The sequence below is a fragment of the Paenibacillus rhizosphaerae genome (assembly GCF_014192015.1).
GTDB classification, from domain to species: Bacteria; Bacillota; Bacilli; order Paenibacillales; family Paenibacillaceae; genus Paenibacillus_AQ; species Paenibacillus_AQ rhizosphaerae.
Genome location: NZ_JACHXJ010000003.1, coordinates 730,584 through 747,371, shown reverse-complemented (window position 1 = coordinate 747,371; position 16,788 = coordinate 730,584). Strand labels below are relative to the sequence as shown.

Below are 16,788 nucleotides of genomic sequence, written 5' to 3'. Positions count from 1 at the left end.
CGTGTCGAACGATTTTTATTGCGACGAGGTGCTAAACGGCAAAACGCAGGTTAACCGCGTGTATGAGACGGATCAGGTGCTCGCTTATCATCATACGCGCCCTTATTATGAGCATCACATCGTGGTGATCCCGAAGCTACATATAGGTTCACTGATATCCGAAGAAGCGGCGAATACCGAACAACTGCTGCTCGAAGTTTTACGTGTAGTCAAGAAGGTCGCTTCTGATTTGGTACGGCAGACCGGAGCAGCCAAGGTCGTCACCAATTTAGGGGACTACCAGGAGTCCAAACATATGCATTGGCATGTCGTGAGCGGTCAAACGATACGATGAAAGGAAGCGTGAAATGATGGAACAATGGTCGTACAAGACGGTGAAATATAAGACGGGCGGCTTTTTAGGCGGCAAGGTGGACGAGGAGGAATTTGAGGATTTGCTGAACAGCTATGGCTATGAGGGCTGGGAGCTGGTATCGTGCTTCGACACAAGCGTATCCCAGGGACAGTCGCGGGACGTCATCGCCATTTTCAAACGGAAAGTATAATGCTTGACATTAGACCCTGTTGCACAGGGTTTTTTCTTTCATGAAGGAGCGAAGGCGGTGTAATATGAACACTAGGCAAAGAGGAGCGGATGGAAACCTATGGATCAACGGATCATTGAAGAAGCGAAGCAGCTGGCGGTCGCCGCAGCCAAGGAAGCGGGAGCCATCGCGAAGGCGCATTTTGACAAGCTGGAGAAGGTTGACCAAAAAGGGGATAACGGCGACCTCGTCACGGTGGTGGACCATTTGGCCGAGGAACGAATTCTTGAGCTTATCCACAGCACATTTCCGGATCACCGGATCCGGGCCGAGGAATCGGGAGATGATGGCCGGCACAGCGACTGGATGTGGCTGGTGGACCCGTTGGACGGAACGAACAACTATGCGATCGGTCTGCCTGCGTTCTCTTGCTCGATTACGCTGATGTACCAAGGGCAGCCGGTCATGGCGGTGGTCTACGAACCGATGATTGACCGCCTGTTCGTGTCCACCCGTTACGGTGGAACAACCTGCAATGGGCAGCCCGTAACGAACGTGCCTGCACCGGCGTTCAATAAAGCAACGGTCGCCTGGATTCAGGGACATGTGGTAGGCAGCAGCGATGACCGCGCCACTAAGCTTAGAAACCACATTGACCAGCATACGAAGCGGATGATGCGGCTGTGGGCGCCGACCTTGCAGTGGTGCATGCTGGCGAGAGGGCACATCGATGCCATCATCCTGTATAACTCCGAAGGGGAGGACCTCTATTCCGGCGTTCTGATCGCGAAGGAAGCGGGGATGCTGGTGATGGACTTTGAAGGAAATCCTTTTGACGCCATGACGGAAGAGCCTTACCTGATCGCTTGTCATTCGGACCACCGGGATTACTTTTTGAATATGGTTGCGGAAGGATTGGGGCGCAGATAGAGGCTTACTGCAGCGGCAGTTAGCCGTCCCAGGGGTGACGGATGCTGAACCATCGGCAGAGGGGAAGTGGGTCATGGGTTATTTTATCATGGGGATCGTCGTGTTTATTGCCGGGGGGCTGATCGCTACCTGGGTGTTTGGACCCTGGGGGACATTACTGACCTTCCTTGTTATGGTCGGCCTGTTAAGCTATTTGTACGGCATGGTGGAAGACTTGAGGGCAAGGGTGAGCTCTTTGGAGAGGCGGCTGGGCATGTCGGAAGAGGATGATTACCAGATGAGTGACGAGGACATTGAAGCGGAGCTCGAACGGGAGCTGGCCGCGGAACCCGGCACGGCGGAAGAGGGACGCAGCGATCGTACCCAGAAGGAAGAGTAACGGGCATGCGCCAAGGTGTTTCGACAAGACAACCATAAAAAGGAGCTGAACGAATGGATCAACCGGTTACGATCAACATCGACGACGTAACATTTCAATTGAAAAGGCTGCATCCGCTGGAATGGCTGCCCGCTTGGGGCAAAGTGTTTGCGGTGTTTGACAAGCAGGACTCCGGCAACCTTTCTTTTGGCGTGGAAAAGGACGGAGTCAGACGGTTCATCAAGTACGCCGGAGCGGCTACCACGGAGTTTGAGGGCGAACCGGCGGACGCCATCCTGCGTTTGAAGCAGGCTGTTCAAATTTACGAAGATTTGGATCATCCGGGCTTGGTGCGGCTGCTGAGCCATTTTGAAGCCGGACCCGGCTATGCCGCCGTGTTTGAATGGTTTGACGGGGAGACGCTGCATCCCCACTGGGTATTTCCGCCTCCGGCAAAATATGAAGACCCGAGGTCCCCGTTTTATCGTTACCGCAGACTGCCGCTGGAGAAGCGGCTAACGTCGTACAGAGCCATTCTGGATTTTCATGTTCACGTAGAGAAGAAAGGGTACATAGCGGTTGATTTCTATGACGGAAGCGTTCTTTACGATTTTGCCGCCGATACGACGAAAGTCTGCGATATCGATCTGTACCAGAAAGGCCCTTTTTATAATCAGATGGGCAGGCTGTGGGGATCCTCACGCTTTATGTCCCCCGAGGAGTTTGAGCAAGGCGCTGCGATTGACGGTGTGACCAATGTGTATAATATGGGGGCGACAGCCTTTTTCATCTTTGGCGGGGAGCTGGACCGTTCCTATGACAAATGGGATGCCGGCAGGCCCCTGTATGAAGTTGCGCTTAAGGCGGCTCATGCCGATCGGGCCGGGCGGTACACTTCTGTGGCCGACTTCGCGTCAGCCTGGGATGAGGTTCTCCAAGCGGCAGAGAACGGATGATGCCGGGGCCGGATTGCCCATTCGTTTTGTTTTGGGCCACGGACGGGGAGGCAAGCAGGCGCATTTGGCAGCATGGTACAATAGTAACGCACAAATCGGATGATGCCTTACATGAACTTTGATTGGAGGCATGCTAACACCGTTTATATCACTTTACTGAAAGAAGGGTACATCTTGTCTTACGAATGGATTTTATTTGATGCGGACGAGACGCTATTCGATTTTAAAATGTCGGAGAGCCACGCGCTGAACCAGCTGCTCACCAGCTGCAGCCTCGATGCGAACAATGCGGAAATAACAGGCTGCTATAAAAGGATCAATGAGGAGCTCTGGCGCGAATTTGAGCAGGGACGGATCAGCTCAGCGGAGCTGCGGGTCGAGCGCTTTCGCCGATTCGGCCGTGAACAGGGGCTGAGCGACGATGCCGAGGAATTGAGCAGACGTTACTTGGGATCACTTGCCGAAGGCGCGTTTATTTTGGCGGGCGCCCTGGACATCTGTCTCTATCTTAAGGAACGCGGTTACAAAATGGCCATTATCACGAACGGCATTAAAGAGGTGCAGTTCGGACGGATCGGCCGTTCCGACCTGAAGGACTTTTTCGAGGCGGTCATCGTCTCCGAGGATACGGGATTCCAGAAGCCGCAAGCCGGCATTTTCGAGCATGCCTTCCGGGTGATTCAGGAGAACCGCAAGGATAAAATGCTGATGATCGGCGATTCCCTCACCTCGGACATTCAGGGCGGCAATAATATCGGCATCGACACGTGCTGGTACAACCCGACCCGGCTGCCCAACGTAACCGGCATCGTCCCGACCTATGAGATCCACGATCTGGCGGAGATCAAGGACATTTTGGAGAAAAAGGGCTGACCAGGTGTGTGTGGGTATCTCCAACCACGAAAGCGCTTGAAAAATTTACAACAATTTGACTCGGCTGTAACGAATTTGTGACGATTTGGCCCCGGCTGTGGCTTACAATAAAGTTACATCACAAAGCCCTCTCGCAGCGTTTGAAAACAATCCCGCAGGGTAATGGTTGATATGGATAGAAATCATGATTCCATAAAGGAGATATTTTCAAATGAAAAAAAAGATGACCGTGTTCGCTTCCCTGATGATCGTTTTTCTGCTGGGGTTGGTTGTGACTTCAACGAGTGCAGTCGGGTCTGATAACGAATATAAGCCGGTTCCGCAAACCGAGGATACGGTGACGGCGATGCTGTCTACCATCGGACAAAAGAATGGCCACCTCTACGTGACGGTGGATCCGATCGAATGGTACGAGGGCGCGGAGGCAGACAAGAAATTCCTTGAACGGGAGCCGGATGCCGAAGAGCTGGGCGGCGCTCCTGACGGGTATTACATCGTTAACGACGATGAGACGCTGGAGACGTACGAAATCGCTCCGGACTCCGATGTGCTGATGCAGCTGTATGATCATGACGGAACCTATGAAGGAATGAACATTCAGTGGAACGAACCGGTCAGCTTGAACAAGTTTTTGGCAATTTACCATAACGACAAGCTGCTGGACATTCGCTCTTTCCCGTTTCATTTAACGGTGAAGGACGGCAAAGTAGTCAAACTGGTGCAGCAGTATATCCCATAATCATCGTGTAACAAAGAAAATCCAGTGCCGCCGGGGCACTGGATTTTTTGCTTTCCTTGGCAGTTTGCAGGGAACCCGGGTGCCGAGGCATGGCAAGCCCGTTACAGATGCATTCCGCCGCTTGCATCCAGCAGCTGGCCCGTGATCCAGCGGCTGTCATCCGAAGCCAGGAAGGCGGCGATATCAGCCACATCTTCCGGCTGTCCCCACCGCTTGAAGATCGAGAAGCCAGCGCCGAATTCGCGGCCTTCCGGCGTCTGCAGCGTCTCGGCATTCATCTCGGTCTCCACGAATCCCGGCATGATCGCGTTAATCGTAATGCCACGGGAGCCAAGCTGAGTCGAGAGGGTCAGGGTCAGCGTATTGATCGCCCCTTTGGACATGCTGTAGGCCGGAATCACCGGCAGCGAGATCCGGGTTGTTGCGGAGGAGATGTTGATGATCCTCCCGCCGTCCCGCAGCCGCGGCAGCGCCTGCTGAATGACGAAGAACGGAGCTTTGACGTTCACGCTCATCACCTCATCAAAGGCTTCCTCCGTCGTTGCTTCGATAGGAAGAGAAAGGCCGATGCCCGCATTGTTCACAAGGATGTCCAGGCCGGGATTGCCAGTTCGATCCTCGAGAAGGCCGTCCAGGGCTTCATACATCTCCGGGATGCCGCGTACGGATCGGAAGTCCGCCCCGACCAGCATCGACGATCCGCCCAGCTGCTCGATCTCGCGGACAACCGCCTCGGCGGCAGAGCGGTTCTTTCCGTAATGAAGAACCACCAGCGCTCCTTCGGCGGCCAGGCGCAGCGCGATGGCACGGCCAATGCCGCGGCTCGCTCCGGTAATCAGTGCCGTTTTTCCAGTCAATCTATTCATATATTGTCAACTCCTCATCGGTTTAACAGGTTATGGCCTGCCTGAGTCATTTATAGCATGAGAGGGATTTCAAGATGTTGCTCTCCCATTCGGGCATATGCACACCTCGTCCGGTGTATACAAAAAGGCATCAGCCGGCTGTAAAAAACCGGTTGATGCCTTTCGATTTGTGTGCGACTAAAAGATGCCCATGCTCAGATACCGTTCTCCGGTATCCGGCGCAATGCACAGCACCCGTTTGCCGGGTCCCAGACGCCGGGCTACCTGCAGCGCGGTCCAGACGGAGGCGCCGGAGGAGGGGCCGACCAGGATACCCTCTTCGGCGGCAAGGCTGCGCGTCGTCCCGATGGCGTCTTCGTCGCTGACCTGAAAAATTTCGTCGTAGACGTCCGTGTTCAGGATCGGCGGGATGAATCCGGGGCTGGTGCCCACCAGCTTATGCGGTCCCGGCTGGCCGCCGGATAGCACGGGCGAGCCTTTTGGCTCGGCGACATAGATGCCGATGCCGGGGAGTCTCTCCTTCAGCACTTCGCCCGTGCCGGTAATGGTTCCGCCGGTGCCCGCCGTTGCGACGAAGGCATCCAGCCGCCCTTCCATCTGCTCCAGAATCTCCAGCGCCGTCGTGCGGCGGTGAATATCCGGGTTGGCCCGGTTCTCGAACTGCTGGGGGATGAAGCTGCCTTCAATTTCCCGGTGCAGCTCCTGCGCCTTGCGGATGGCGCCGGGCATCCGCTCCGCTGCTGGCGTCAGCACCACTTCGGCTCCATAGGCCTTCAGCAGATTGATCCGCTCCTTGGTCATGTTGTCGGGCATCACCATAATGGCCCGGTATCCTTTGGCTGCGGCATTCATAGCCAGCCCGATGCCCGTGTTGCCGCTTGTCGGCTCGATAATGGTCGAACCTGGCTTCAGCAGGCCGTCCTGCTCCGCCTGCGCGATCAAATTATAAGCCGCCCGGTCCTTGACACTTCCGCTAGGGTTGAAGTATTCGAGCTTCACGTACACGTCGGCGTCCTGTTCTCCCGCCAAACGGCGGAGCTTGACCGCCGGGGTATCGCCGATAAGCTCGGTAATATTTTGCACAACTTTCGGTCCAGTCATGGGTCCATCTCCTTGTTAGTTCTTCAGCCGGTTCACAGCTTCTAGCTTTCCGTTCATTATAGAACTTCGGCAGGGAGATCACAACGCCGAGGAAATAGATGGATATACCGCCGCGGGCAGCGTGAAAGGCTTTATGGCCGGTTTAAAGGACGCTTTTGTCCCCGCCTTTGGCTGCCGTGGATGCTTTGGATATTTTCGCAGGCAGGACAAAAAACAGCAGCTGCATCAATACGAAAATCAGCAGGGCGATTCCCTCTTCAGCCAGCAAATAAAAGGGATGCGGACCGAGAAAGTCCAGAATCGAAGCGGTCGGCGGCTTGTGCATCAGAAACATGTAGTTGGACCCCAGCATCCAGTTGAGGACGCCAACGCCAAGAGCCAGGACGTTTAGAAAAATCATCGTCCAGCCGATGGATTTCCAGGTGGGCTGAAGCTTTTCGACCCAGGTCATGTACAGGGAAGCCAAGATGATGAGCATATGCGCCGCGAAGAATTGGAAGAACCGGAAATGAGGGTAGGCAAAAACCAGGCTTGGGGTAATGAGGGCCTGAAGGGCGCCGCCGATCCCGGCGAAGAACAGGATTTGAGAGAGGAAGCGGCTGCGGACGGCCAGCATGACCACCGAGAGCAGCAGCGTAATGCTGCACAGCTCGAGCGGCAGCGTGGACTTGATGTTCCAGTAGCCTTCTGTTATGTTCCATATGTCGAGTGCGATTTCGGAGGCGATCAGACAGGCGATGATCCCATAACGGACCGTCTGTCTGGCCGGCATGCTGTCCTGAAGGCGGAGTCTGCCCAGGAACAGCAGGATGCAGGCGAGCACGAAGACCGTCAGCGCAGCAAGGTGCGGGCCGGAAAACATGACGAACGAATGGCTCATAATTCATGCTCCTTTGCTACTGAAGATCGTAAAGCTGACGCATACCTCTTATCATATCCACTTTTTGGAATATCGCAAGTTCTGAAGGACGCCTCGCCCAATCGGGTATAGGTATGGTAAGAGGATGTTATACTTGGAAAATTATTGTTGGTCAATACTATGGATGGAGTCGATGGCTATGGATGAGACGATAACCCCCGCCGAGCGGGTTCGAATCGGACTTTCCGGCTGGGGGGATCATGACGACATTTACGACAAGGGAACCAAGGCGGGGGAAAGGCTGAGGATGTACGGCAACGTGTTTCCCATCGTGGAGATGGACAACTCCTTCTACGCGACTCCCTCGCCGGAGCGTATGGAGAAATGGGCCGCCCAAACGCCGGAGTCCTTCGGTTTTGTGGTGAAGGCCTATCAGGGAATGACCGGACACGCCCGGGGCAAAAGCCCTTATCCCGATTCCAGAACGATGTTCCAGGCGTTCCGGGAGTCCGCGGAGGTGCTGCGCCAGGCCGGCAAGCTGAGCGCCGTGCTGTTTCAGTACCCGCCGTGGTTTGACTGCGAGCGCAAGCATGTGGAGATTTTACGCCGGACCCGCGAATGGATGGACGGATTCCCGGTGGCGTTGGAATTTCGTCATCAGAGCTGGTTTGCCGGGGAGATGCGGGAGAAGACGCTGGCCTTTATGCAGGAGGAAGGCTGGATTCATACCGTCTGCGACGAGCCTCAGGCCGGAGAGGGATCGGTGCCGCTCGTTCTGGAAGCAACCCGTGAAGACGTGTCGCTGGTGCGGCTGCATGGCCGCAATACGTCGGGATGGCATTCCAGCGGTCAGCCCAATTGGCGGGAAGTCCGGTATTTGTACAGGTACAGCGACAAGGAGCTAGAGGAATGGAAGGAGCATATCGGGAAGCTGCTGGAGAAAACCCGGGAATGCTGGGTTATTTTTAACAACAATTCGGGCGGGGATGCGGCGGACAATGCAATTCAGCTGATGGACAAGCTCGGCATAAAGACCCCGGAGAAGCCCCCGGGGCAGATGTCGCTTTTTGGCGAAGGGGAGCTGTAAATATTGTCATATGCGAGAATGGGTGACAAACTTAATCCATCTGTTTTTTAGATGATAACTATATTAAATGGTTATTTCAGGTCTGGCTCCGATTTGTTTATAATAGAAAATGAGCCGCTTACATTTTCGTGAAATGGCTTACATTGCATTGATTGTTCAGATTTCCGTCCAAATATAGATTGAACAATGAAGCGGTTTATTCATTCTATATGACTATTAAAAAATCAAGGCGGAGGTATCACGTTAACGATGATAACCAATAAGAGAGACGAGCAAGCGCAGGGGGCATGGGAATCGTATTACGGGCCCAATCTGGGGTACGTCCAGGAACAGTACGAACGTTATGTAAATGATCCGGAATCGGTGGACGAAACATACCGTAAAGTGTTCCAGCTGTGGGGAGCGCCGCCGATGGCGTCTGCCGAGCTGGAGCCGCCTGCGGCACCGAAGTCCGTCGCGTTGGATGGCAACCTGCTGAAGAAAGGCGTTGACGCAGGCAAGCTGGTGTGGAACATCCGCACTTATGGACACCTGGCGGCAGACATTGATCCGCTGGGAATTCTCCCCAAAGCCGACACACGGGTGCTTGAGCCTGAGCAGTACGGGCTGAGCCAATCCGATCTGGAGGCATTTCCGGCTTCATTGATCTGGGACGGAGCGCCCGATAACGTGAGAACTGGCTGGGAAGCGATCCAGAAACTGCGTCAAACATATACAGGCACGATTGCTTACGAATTCAGCCACGTCCATGAAGTGGAGGAGCGCGTATGGCTTAACCGCCAGGTCGAGAACCAGTCTATGGTTCCTTTGAACGCAGAGCAGAAGAAGGCGCTGCTGGAAAGACTGGTGGAAGTGGATCAATTCGAGGAGTTCCTTCACAAAACATTTGTCGGGCAGAAGCGCTTCTCCATTGAAGGAACCGACACGATGGTTCCGATGCTGGATGAGCTTGTCCGCAACATGGTGGACGAAGGAGCAGAGCATATTTTGATGGGCATGGCCCACAGGGGCCGTCTGAACGTGCTGGCGCACGTGCTCGGCAAGCCTTACGATAAAATTTTCGCGGAATTCCATCACTCCCCGAACAAGAAGATGTTCCCTTCGGAAGGATCGATGGGCATCAATTTCGGATGGACCGGAGACGTGAAATACCATCTGGGTGCGAACCGCACTGTTGAAGTCGCAAGCGACGTCAAAGCGAAGATCACGCTCGCGAACAACCCGAGCCATCTGGAGTATGTCAATCCGGTGGTCGAAGGCTTTGCCCGCGCCGCCCAGGAGAACCGTACCGAGCCGGGATATCCGCAGCAGGACGTAAACAAAGCCGCGACGGTGCTGATTCACGGGGATTCCGCATTCCCGGGCGAAGGCATCGTGGCCGAAACCTTGAACTTCAACAAGCTGCCGGGCTTCCAGAACGGCGGAACGATTCATATTATTGCGAACAATAACATCGGCTTTACGACGGAGAGCAAGGACTCCCGCTCGACGCATTACGCAAGCGACCTGGCGAAAGGTTATGAAATTCCAATCGTTCACGTGAACGCCGACGATCCCGAAGCGTGCATCAACGCGATGCGCCTGGCCAGCGAATACCGCAACAAGTTCAAGAAGGACTTCCTGATTGACTTGGTCGGCTACCGCCGCTACGGACACAATGAAACGGACGATCCGGATACGACCCAGCCGCTCGTATACCAGAAAGTGAAGACACATCCGCGGGTTGCCGCTATTTATGCGGATATCTTGATCAAGGAAGGCGTGATCAGCAAGGAGGAATCCGCGCAGGTCATCCAGCAGGTTCAGGAACGTCTGAAAGCGGCATACGACCGGATCAAGGACAAGGAACAGGATCCGGCCAACTCGCATCACCTGACGCCTGCCGAAGAGCGGATCGCCAAGATCAAGACGGCCGTGCCGATTGGCAAGCTCCGCAAGATCAACAAGGACCTGCTGACCCGTCCGGATGACTTCAACGTCTATCCTAAGCTCCAGCGTATTCTGGAGCGCCGGGAAACCGCGCTGAATGAAGGGGAAAAGGTGGATTGGGGTCTTGCAGAGACGCTGGCTTTCGCTTCGATCGTCGCAGACGGCAAGCCGATCCGGCTGACTGGTCAGGACGCCGAACGGGCCACTTTCGCTCACCGGAACCTGGTGCTGCACGATACGAAGAACGGCTCGACTTACTGCCCGATTCATCATCTGCCGGACGCCAAGGCATCCTTTGCGATTTACAACAGCCCGCTGTCCGAAGCATCGGTGCTCGGATTCGAATACGGGTACAACGTGTACTCGCCGGAAACCCTGGTTATTTGGGAAGCCCAGTACGGTGACTTCTCCAACGTGGCACAGGTGATCACCGACCAGTTTATTTCAGCCGGCCGCTCCAAATGGGGACAGAAATCGAGCCTTGTGATGCTCCTGCCTCACGGCTACGAAGGCGCCGGACCGGAGCACTCCAGTGCACGTCTGGAACGGTTCCTGCAGCTCGGCGGGGAAGAGAACTTCACGGTAGCGAACGTTACGACGGCAGCCCAGTATTTCCACTTGCTTCGCCGTCAAGCGGCGCTGACCGAAAGCGAAGATGCACGTCCGCTGATCATGATGTCGCCGAAGAGCCTGATCCGGAATGCCCGCGTGGCTTCCAGCCCGGCTGAGTTCTCCGAAGGTTCCTTCAAGCCTGTCCTGGAACAGCCGGGTCTGGGCGGACGTCCGGAGCGCGTAGAGCGCATCGTCCTGTGCAGCGGCAAAATTGCCGTTGAGCTGGAAGAGGCACTGGAGAAGAGCGGTGAAGCGAACGAATGGCTGCATATCCTTCGTGTGGAGCAGCTGTATCCGTTCCCTGAGAAGGAAGTCGCCGGCATTCTGGCCCGCTTTACGAACGTGAAGGAAATTTTGTGGGTACAGGAAGAGCCTGAGAACATGGGAGCATGGCGCTACATCGAGTCCAAGCTCCGCAAGGTAGCGCCGAAGGATACGCCGGTGAATTACAACGGCCGTCCGGAACGCTCCAGTACAGCGAGCGGCTTCCAACAAGTACACGCCTTCGAGCAGCAGCAAATCGTTGCGGCAGCATTGAATCAAAAATCCATTAAACATAACATCACTCTGGGGAGGTAGCGGCAGTGAGCGATATTACAGTACCGGCAATGGGAGAATCCATCACGGAAGGAACGATTTTTAAATGGCATGTGGAGGAAGGCCAGGCAGTCAGCCAAGGCGACGTCCTTCTCGAACTTGAAACGGATAAGGTCAATTTGGAAATCAGTGCCGAAGAAGACGGCGTGGTGGAGAAAATTCTGAGAAAAGACGGAGATACGGTTCAAATCGGTGAAGTAATCGGACGTATGGGCACCGGTGGCGATGCCAAACCGGCATCCGCACCGGCAGCGAAGGAAGAGGCGCCGCAGGCTCAGCAGCCTTCGGCACCGGCTGCGGCACCAGCCCAACCGGCATCACCGGCAGCAGCCGAGCCTGCACGCTCCGGCGAAGGCGAAGGTTACCTCGCCGCGTCGCCGGCGGCACGCAAGCTGGCCCGCGAGCAGGGCATCGACCTGGATCAGGTATCGAGCCGTGATCCGAAAGGCCGCATTTATCCGGACAACGTGAAGAACCATGGGGAAGCTCCGGCAGCGCCTAAGGCTGCTGCACCGGCGCCGCAGGCAGCCGCTCCAGCAGCGGTATCCCAGCCGGGCAAACCGGCGGAACGCACACGCATGTCCCGCCGCCGCGCGACGATCGCCAAACGCCTGGTGGAAGCGCAAAGAACGGCCGCCATGCTGACAACCTTCAACGAAGTGGACATGACGGCGATCATGGACATCCGTAAGCGCCGCAAAGATGCTTTTAAAGAGAAGCATGAGATTGGCCTTGGCTTCATGTCCTTCTTCACTAAAGCGGTGGTGGGTGCGCTGAAGAAGTTCCCTCACCTGAACGCGGAGATCGACGGGGAAGACATTATCGTGAAGAAATACTACGATATCGGTATCGCCGTATCGGCCAAAGAAGGCCTCGTTGTACCTGTCGTCCGTGATGCCGACCGTCTCAGCTTTGCCGACATCGAAAGAGAGATCGCTACGCTGGCCGGCAAGGCGCGCAGCAATACGCTGGCGCTGTCCGAGCTCCAAGGCGGCACGTTCACGATCACGAACGGCGGAACCTTCGGTTCCCTGCTGTCCACGCCGATTCTGAACGCACCGCAGGTCGGTATCCTGGGCATGCACAACATCCAGCTTCGCCCTGTGGCCATCGACGCCGAACGGATGGAGAACCGCCCAATGATGTATATTGCCCTGTCCTATGACCACCGGATCGTAGACGGCGCTGATGCCGTACGCTTCCTGGTGACGATCAAGGAGATGCTGGAAGATCCGGAATCTCTGCTGCTCGAAGGATAATTTCATAGTTTACCTTAACGGATACAACGAAACGGACTGCCTGCAGGCAGTCCGTTTTTTCGTGCGTGGTGGGGGGAGGCAGCAGTAAGCATTTATTCCAAAATGAAGGAGGAAACAAGCATGTGGCCATCGATTCGATCATTTCTGGATATTCCAGACCATTTAACGGGGAAGAACGTCAATATCGCCGTCATTGACGGCATTTTCCCTCGCCATCCTGATGTTACATCAAACAAACGGCGCTATACATATCTGGTCCGCACATCAGACTCTCAGGCACTGCCTGAACTTCTTGCCGCTGACCAAGGACCATGGGATAGAGGGCATCACGGATTAATGAGCGCAGCTGCTGCTGCCGGATCCGGTGAACTTTCGGAAGGAGGGTATGCTGGAGCAGCGCCTGAAGCCCATTTGTTTTTGCTCGAAACGGGACCGTTTTACACTCCCGAACATATTGAAGAGAAAATTGGCGGGGCACTCCTCTGGTTAAAAGCGAACTGGCGCACATACTGTATCCGCGGAGCAGTATTGACCGTGAGCGCTTCCAGAGACACCGGGCTGCTGCCTTGGCAGGCTGATCCCGTTCGCAGGACATGTGAGGAGCTGGCCGACGAGGGGCTGCTGTTAATCTCGGCTTGCGGGAATACCCACGAGCTGATTAGTAACGCACCCGCGGCTGCCCCGTCGGTTTTGTCGGTGGGAGGTGTAATCGTTCCGGAAGTAGGAAAGGTGGAGCATGCGCTCCCGTATCCCAATAGCAGAGGCGTGACATTTGAAAATAAGTGGACACCGGAAATTTTGGCCCCTGCCGCTAATATCGTGCTGCCCACTCCGTTCCAGTCCAGAGAGGAATTTCTGAATCATTTCACTGCCTCTTCCGACGCTTTGCCTCGGGGCTATGCCAGGACAGAAGGAACCTCCTTTGCGGCCCCGATGATCTTGGGAGCTGCCGCTTGCATCTGGGAGGCTAGACCAAACTGGTCATCCCGGCAGGTGAAGTCTGCTCTACTGGCGACCAGCCGAGCCTCGCTCCCGATATGGAACGAACTGCAGGCAGGCGTTGTTGATGTCCGTGCAGCTGTGAACTTTGTTCATGGAACCGAGCAATTACAAGGGGAGGGGGCGTACGCCTGTTGGCAACGGTGGAAAAGCAAAGGATTGGCCTACAGGCTGCAAGCGTTGCAGAGTGGGGACACAGATAAAGTGATGAAGTCGCTTCTCTCCTTTTACCCCGATGCCTTCTCTCTAATCGAACTGAAACAACCACTGTATAAATTACTTCAGCATCCCGCTGAAAAAGTTCGCTGCGTGTCCGCACTTCTATGGTCGGAACATTCGGAAGGGTGCACGGCCGGATTTGCAAGGGAACTGCTTCGGGACCCAAGTCCCCATGTTCGCATGGCTGGAATGTATGCGATCCAGAGGCACCCAGAGTGGTGGAATGAGATAACAGAGGAACTCGTTCCTTTGCTCGGGGATCCGAGCCTGGATATTCGGTATTGGGCTGTTCGTCTCGCCGCAAACATCAACGATCCTCTGCTTGTCCGGCCCTTGATAGCGGGATTAGCTGAGGAAGCGAATCTTCAACGGGCTTCTACCTTTGGCGAACGCTGCAGTGCACTGGAACGGATTACAGGGGTACAATTTCCACCCATACCGGAGTGGAGGGAAGGACAAGGCACCTATTCCGAGCGAAGCACCGAGGCACGCCTGTCCATGACCCGCCGATGGGAAAATTGGCTGAAGGCCAGTGTTGGCCAACACAAATAAAGCAGAAGCACCCTACGGGCACCTCTGCTGTAATATCAAATACGCTTGCGGCATTCTTTTGGAAAATAGGTTCAGATTCCCCCAAAGGCATGGTACTATCAAAATACGCGCCCCGCGGTCTTCTATGTTAACAGGATAATGGATGGATCGATGTATTGTTGAGGCGTTCGAGCTTGCGGATAATTTCCTTCTGCCACCGGGTGTCTTGCAGCTGCTTCGCCAGGTTTAAAAGGTCAAGATAATCGTCAACCCGCAAGGAAGCGTATTTTTGATCAGGGGCTTTCACCATGGTCGTCGACTCCTTATGATATGTTAATGAATGATGACTCGAGATCATTGTATCACACATTCATTCTCAATGATAATCTTTCTCAATAATTTTTATGAAAAAATATTGAATTCGATTCAGAGGAGGAGACCTGCCGATGAACAAACCGTTGAAATGGCTGGAATGGGCCAAACAGATTCAAGCCGTAGCCCAGACAGGACTGGCATACTCGCGGGACATATATGACCTGGAACGCTTTGAGCAGCTTCGGGCGCTGAGCTTAGAGATCATGCGGGAGTACACAAATGTTGAGACCGAGCTGCTGACGGCACTTTTTGCCGGGGAAGACGGATACGCCACGCCGAAGGTGGATGTGCGAGGGGTGATTTTTCAGGAAAATCAAATATTGCTCGTCCGCGAAAAGGCCGAAGGGGAATGGTCGCTGCCAGGCGGTTGGGCGGATATCGGGCTGTCGCCTTCCGAAATTGCCGTGAAAGAGGTACGGGAGGAGTCCGGATTTGTGGTTACACCGACCCGGCTTCTGGCCGTGCTCGACAACTTGAAGCATAATCCGCCGGGACCGTATCACGTGTATAAAATATTCATCGCCTGCGAAATCTCCGGTGGCGAAGCAGCTGAAGGGGTGGAGACGAGCGGCGTTCAGTTTTTTGCAGAGGATGGCCTCCCTGCCCTGTCGCAAATCCGCAATACGGATGAGCAGATCAGGCTGATGTTTGAACTGAAGCGGCATCCGGAGAAGGCCCCGGTTTGGGATTAAACATAGGACATAGGACAAAGACAGGAAAGGATTACATATGCTGCAAACGTTTTTGACTACGGTGTACCAGGTGTTTCTCCCGATATCGCTGCCGGTGATCGGAGGGGCGCTGATCAAGCATTTTAAGCCGATCGATACCAAGCCGATTTCCACGCTGTCCCTGTACCTGCTGAGTCCCGCTCTTATTTTTGAAACGCTGATCGGGGCCGACATCAGCTACGGTGAGATTACGGATACGGTTCTGTTCACGGTCCTTAACATGCTGCTGCTGTGGGGGATTGCCGTAGGGATTGGAAAAGCGTGGTCGCTCCCGGCTGCCGAACGGTCAGGCCTCACGCTGACGGCGCTGTTTACGAACTGCGTCAATTATGGTCTGCCGCTGGTACTGCTGGCTTTTGGGCAAGCGGGGCTGGATAAGGCATCGGTGTATGTCATTTTGCAGATCATTATCGTCAATACGCTGGGTGTGTATTTTGCCGCACGTTCTCAGTTTTCAGTAAAGCAGGCAGCGCTGTCGATCTTCAAACTCCCGTCGATCTACGCGGCTGTGCTTGCCGTGGTTTGCCGGACGGTACATGTGGAGCTGCCGCAGGAGCTGAATCAAGGAATATCGATGATTTCTGGCGCGTATTCCTCGGTGGCGCTGTTTATTTTGGGGGCGCAGATGGTCAGTGTAAGGAGCGGGAAGACCGCCTATACGACAGCGATGAACAAAGCTTTCTACGCCGGTCTGGCGCTGCGCCTGGTCATCTCGCCGGTGGTGTCCGCGCTTCTCTTGTACCTGCTCGGCATTCAGGGCGTATTGTTCAACGTCATGCTTGTACTCAGCTCCATGCCGGCCGCGGTCAACGCGGTCATTTTGGCCGAGCAGTTTGATGCGGCACCCAAAGTCGTGACCCGGTGCATATTATGGACGACGCTCGCTTCCTTTGTGCTGCTGCCGCTGATGATCGGGTGGCTGGGTTGATGGGTGATAGGTCAGGGAAGTAGGCGCTAGTATGGCGCTACGGCCGCTTGCGGTATTTTAAAATGCAGCCGATCATAATAAGCATCAGCACTAGCGACAGCGTATTGGTGATCAGAAACGGAATGCCGACACCGTCCAGCGCGATATGAACGGCATAGACCTCCATCAGGCCGATGCCGGCTACGAGCGAGCCGAACGTTTTCAGGCTGAGATCCGCGACCGACTTGGTTCGTATGACCTGAATAATTTGCGGAATCCAGCCGAACGCCAAAATAAATCCGCCGATGAGCTGCATGACTGCGTAAATCATGGCCA

Annotated in this window: 18 protein-coding genes; 13 read left to right on the top strand and 5 right to left on the bottom strand. The window is 54.9% G+C overall.

The annotated features are described in order from the left end of the window. The first annotated feature begins 1 nt into the window (after position 1). The 7 genes from FHS19_RS20035 (at position 2) to FHS19_RS20005 (ending at position 4,380) form a co-directional block, all read left to right on the top strand. Positions 2-334: an HIT domain-containing protein gene (locus tag FHS19_RS20035; protein ID WP_183583576.1), complete on the top strand. Its 333-nt coding sequence runs from the start codon at positions 2-4 to the stop codon at positions 332-334. 16 nt (positions 335-350) lie between these two features. Then, positions 351-545, top strand: a complete 195-nt coding sequence (locus FHS19_RS20030; RefSeq protein WP_076173494.1) for a DUF4177 domain-containing protein — start codon at positions 351-353, stop codon at positions 543-545. A 99-nt stretch (positions 546-644) separates the two neighbouring features. After that, positions 645-1,454 (top strand): inositol monophosphatase family protein, encoded by an 810-nt coding sequence (locus FHS19_RS20025; protein WP_183583575.1) that lies wholly within the window; start codon positions 645-647, stop codon positions 1,452-1,454. A 73-nt stretch (positions 1,455-1,527) separates the two neighbouring features. Next, positions 1,528-1,833 (top strand): hypothetical protein, encoded by a 306-nt coding sequence (locus FHS19_RS20020; protein ID WP_183583574.1) that lies wholly within the window; start codon positions 1,528-1,530, stop codon positions 1,831-1,833. A gap of 53 nt (positions 1,834-1,886) precedes the next feature. After that, complete coding sequence (locus FHS19_RS20015) at positions 1,887-2,768, top strand: serine/threonine-protein kinase (protein ID WP_183583573.1); 882 nt, start codon at positions 1,887-1,889, stop codon at positions 2,766-2,768. A gap of 174 nt (positions 2,769-2,942) precedes the next feature. Further along, on the top strand, positions 2,943-3,641 hold the full coding sequence (locus FHS19_RS20010) for a YjjG family noncanonical pyrimidine nucleotidase (RefSeq protein ID WP_183583572.1): 699 nt from the start codon (positions 2,943-2,945) through the stop codon (positions 3,639-3,641). Between the two features lie 211 nt (positions 3,642-3,852). Next, on the top strand, positions 3,853-4,380 hold the full coding sequence (locus FHS19_RS20005; protein WP_183583571.1) for a hypothetical protein: 528 nt from the start codon (positions 3,853-3,855) through the stop codon (positions 4,378-4,380). Positions 4,381-4,481: 101 nt separating this feature from the next. Here FHS19_RS20005 and FHS19_RS20000 read toward each other — a convergent pair whose 3' ends face one another. The 3 genes from FHS19_RS20000 to FHS19_RS19990 form a co-directional block, all read right to left on the bottom strand. Continuing rightward, positions 4,482-5,246: an SDR family oxidoreductase gene (locus FHS19_RS20000; RefSeq protein ID WP_183583570.1), complete on the bottom strand. Its 765-nt coding sequence runs from the start codon at positions 5,244-5,246 to the stop codon at positions 4,482-4,484. A gap of 177 nt (positions 5,247-5,423) precedes the next feature. Further along, entirely contained in the window at positions 5,424-6,347 is a 924-nt protein-coding gene (cysK, locus tag FHS19_RS19995; RefSeq protein WP_183583569.1) for a cysteine synthase A, read from the bottom strand. A 142-nt stretch (positions 6,348-6,489) separates the two neighbouring features. Further along, complete coding sequence (locus tag FHS19_RS19990) at positions 6,490-7,227, bottom strand: YwaF family protein (RefSeq protein WP_183583568.1); 738 nt, start codon at positions 7,225-7,227, stop codon at positions 6,490-6,492. Between the two features lie 178 nt (positions 7,228-7,405). Between FHS19_RS19990 and FHS19_RS19985 the strand changes: the two genes are divergently transcribed. The 4 genes from FHS19_RS19985 (at position 7,406) to FHS19_RS19970 (ending at position 14,460) form a co-directional block, all read left to right on the top strand. After that, on the top strand, positions 7,406-8,293 hold the full coding sequence (locus FHS19_RS19985; RefSeq protein WP_183583567.1) for a DUF72 domain-containing protein: 888 nt from the start codon (positions 7,406-7,408) through the stop codon (positions 8,291-8,293). Positions 8,294-8,542: 249 nt separating this feature from the next. Next, positions 8,543-11,413 carry a 2-oxoglutarate dehydrogenase E1 component gene (locus tag FHS19_RS19980; RefSeq protein ID WP_183583566.1) on the top strand — a complete coding sequence of 957 codons (2,871 nt, stop codon included), beginning with the start codon at positions 8,543-8,545 and terminating at the stop codon, positions 11,411-11,413. A 5-nt stretch (positions 11,414-11,418) separates the two neighbouring features. Further along, a complete protein-coding gene (odhB, locus tag FHS19_RS19975; protein WP_183583565.1) occupies positions 11,419-12,690 on the top strand; it encodes a 2-oxoglutarate dehydrogenase complex dihydrolipoyllysine-residue succinyltransferase in 1,272 nt (423 codons plus the stop codon). A gap of 120 nt (positions 12,691-12,810) precedes the next feature. Beyond that, positions 12,811-14,460 carry a S8 family serine peptidase gene (locus tag FHS19_RS19970; RefSeq protein ID WP_183583564.1) on the top strand — a complete coding sequence of 550 codons (1,650 nt, stop codon included), beginning with the start codon at positions 12,811-12,813 and terminating at the stop codon, positions 14,458-14,460. A gap of 127 nt (positions 14,461-14,587) precedes the next feature. On the opposite strand, the gene FHS19_RS19965 is transcribed toward FHS19_RS19970, so the two are convergent. Next, on the bottom strand, positions 14,588-14,749 hold the full coding sequence (locus FHS19_RS19965) for a hypothetical protein (protein ID WP_163878816.1): 162 nt from the start codon (positions 14,747-14,749) through the stop codon (positions 14,588-14,590). Between the two features lie 136 nt (positions 14,750-14,885). Here FHS19_RS19965 and FHS19_RS19960 point away from each other — a divergent pair, with 136 nt between their 5' ends. After that, the gene (locus FHS19_RS19960) at positions 14,886-15,506 is read left to right on the top strand and encodes an NUDIX hydrolase (protein WP_183583563.1); all 621 of its coding nucleotides are present in this window, start codon (positions 14,886-14,888) and stop codon (positions 15,504-15,506) included. 37 nt (positions 15,507-15,543) lie between these two features. Continuing rightward, complete coding sequence (locus tag FHS19_RS19955; protein WP_183583562.1) at positions 15,544-16,473, top strand: AEC family transporter; 930 nt, start codon at positions 15,544-15,546, stop codon at positions 16,471-16,473. Between the two features lie 37 nt (positions 16,474-16,510). On the opposite strand, the gene FHS19_RS19950 is transcribed toward FHS19_RS19955, so the two are convergent. After that, positions 16,511-16,783, bottom strand: coding sequence for an SWEET family sugar transporter (locus FHS19_RS19950; RefSeq protein WP_183583561.1), 273 nt, complete (start codon positions 16,781-16,783; stop codon positions 16,511-16,513). Positions 16,784-16,788 lie beyond the last annotated feature (5 nt).